Here is a 1,760-nt window from a genome sequence, read left to right on the forward strand (position 1 = left end):
GGGGTTCTTTTCGCCTTTCCCTCACGGTACTGGTTCACTATCGGTCAGTCAGGAGTATTTAGCCTTGGAGGATGGTCCCCCCATGTTCAGACAGGATATCACGTGTCCCGTCCTACTCGATTTCACTCGAAATGCGCTACCGGTTACGGGGCTATCACCCTGTATCGCTGAGCTTTCCAGCTCATTCACCTGTCGCAAAACTAGCTTAAGGGCTAATCCGGGTTCGCTCGCCGCTACTGCCGGAATCTCGGTTGATTTCTCTTCCTCGGGGTACTTAGATGTTTCAGTTCCCCCGGTTCGCCTCGCAACGCTATGTATTCACGTTACGATAACTGCTTATGCAGCTGGGTTTCCCCATTCGGAAATCCAAGAGTATAGTGATTCTTACCATCTTCTCTTGGCTTATCGCAGGTTAGCACGTCCTTCATCGCCTCTGACTGCCCAGGCATCCACCGTGTACGCTTAGTCACTTAACCATACAACCCCAAGGGGTCTGTTCGTATGGCTCAACAACCAAGGTTGTTCATCTGAGTATTGATGAACTGTGTTTCGCCGGACTCTTACACAAGACACTTGAATGTGTGTTGCTTGAGAACTCGTTCCTACTTATTTAAGTAGAAACTATTAGTATTGAATTCTTCGAATTCAATTTACTAGTCAGCTTTCCAGATTGTTAAAGAGCATGTGTTTGTCTTTCGACATCCACTTTCTAAGGATTCTTAAGGAAAAAACCTTAGAGAGTGGTGGAGCTATGCGGGATCGAACCGCAGACCTCTTCGCTGCCAGCGAAGCGCTCTCCCAGCTGAGCTATAGCCCCATCGAAATGGTGTCTTTCAAAAAGAAAGAGTGGTGGGCGATACCGGGCTCGAACCAGTGACCCCCTCCTTGTAAGGGAGGTGCTCTCCCAACTGAGCTAATCGCCCTCCGATATTTTACATCCTCAAAGGAGAAGATGGTGGGTCGTGCAGGATTCGAACCTGCGACCAATTGATTAAAAGTCAACTGCTCTACCAACTGAGCTAACGACCCGTGGCGTCCCATAGGGGAGTCGAACCCCTGTTACCGCCGTGAAAGGGCGGTGTCCTAGGCCTCTAGACGAATGGGACTAAGTGTTTGGTTAATGTGTTGGGCACACTAACGAGGATAGCCAACGCTACCCTTGCTCTCTTACATTTCAACCAAGCAATCTGTGTGGACACTGCATAAAACGCAGTCATATCGTTAAGGAGGTGATCCAGCCCCAGGTTCCCCTAGGGCTACCTTGTTACGACTTCACCCCAGTCATGAACCACACCGTGGTAAACGCCCTCCCGAAGGTTAAGCTATCTACTTCTGGTGCAGCCCACTCCCATGGTGTGACGGGCGGTGTGTACAAGGCCCGGGAACGTATTCACCGTGGCATTCTGATCCACGATTACTAGCGATTCCGACTTCATGGAGTCGAGTTGCAGACTCCAATCCGGACTACGACGTACTTTCTGGGATTCGCTCACTCTCGCAAGTTGGCAGCCCTCTGTATACGCCATTGTAGCACGTGTGTAGCCCTACTCGTAAGGGCCATGATGACTTGACGTCGTCCCCACCTTCCTCCGGTTTATCACCGGCAGTCTCCCTGGAGTTCCCACCATTACGTGCTGGCAAACAAGGATAGGGGTTGCGCTCGTTGCGGGACTTAACCCAACATTTCACAACACGAGCTGACGACAGCCATGCAGCACCTGTCTCAGAGTTCCCGAAGGCACCAATCCATCTCTGGAAAG

4 tRNA genes and 2 rRNA genes are annotated in these 1,760 nt (G+C 50.9%); all 6 read right to left on the reverse strand.

Annotated elements, in window-relative coordinates:
• Positions 1-476, reverse strand: a 23S ribosomal RNA gene (locus C9J01_RS29280); the annotation flags it as partial.
• Positions 477-741: 265 nt separating this feature from the next.
• Positions 742-817 (reverse strand) — tRNA-Ala (locus C9J01_RS29285).
• A gap of 30 nt (positions 818-847) precedes the next feature.
• Positions 848-923: transfer RNA gene (locus C9J01_RS29290), tRNA-Val, on the reverse strand.
• Between the two features lie 30 nt (positions 924-953).
• Positions 954-1,029, reverse strand: a tRNA-Lys gene (locus C9J01_RS29295).
• A gap of 1 nt (position 1,030) precedes the next feature.
• Positions 1,031-1,106: transfer RNA gene (locus C9J01_RS29300), tRNA-Glu, on the reverse strand.
• 116 nt (positions 1,107-1,222) lie between these two features.
• Positions 1,223-1,760: ribosomal RNA gene (locus C9J01_RS29305) — 16S ribosomal RNA — on the reverse strand; the annotation flags it as partial.

The organism is Photobacterium rosenbergii, from assembly GCF_003026455.1.
GTDB classification, from domain to species: Bacteria; Pseudomonadota; Gammaproteobacteria; order Enterobacterales; family Vibrionaceae; genus Photobacterium; species Photobacterium rosenbergii.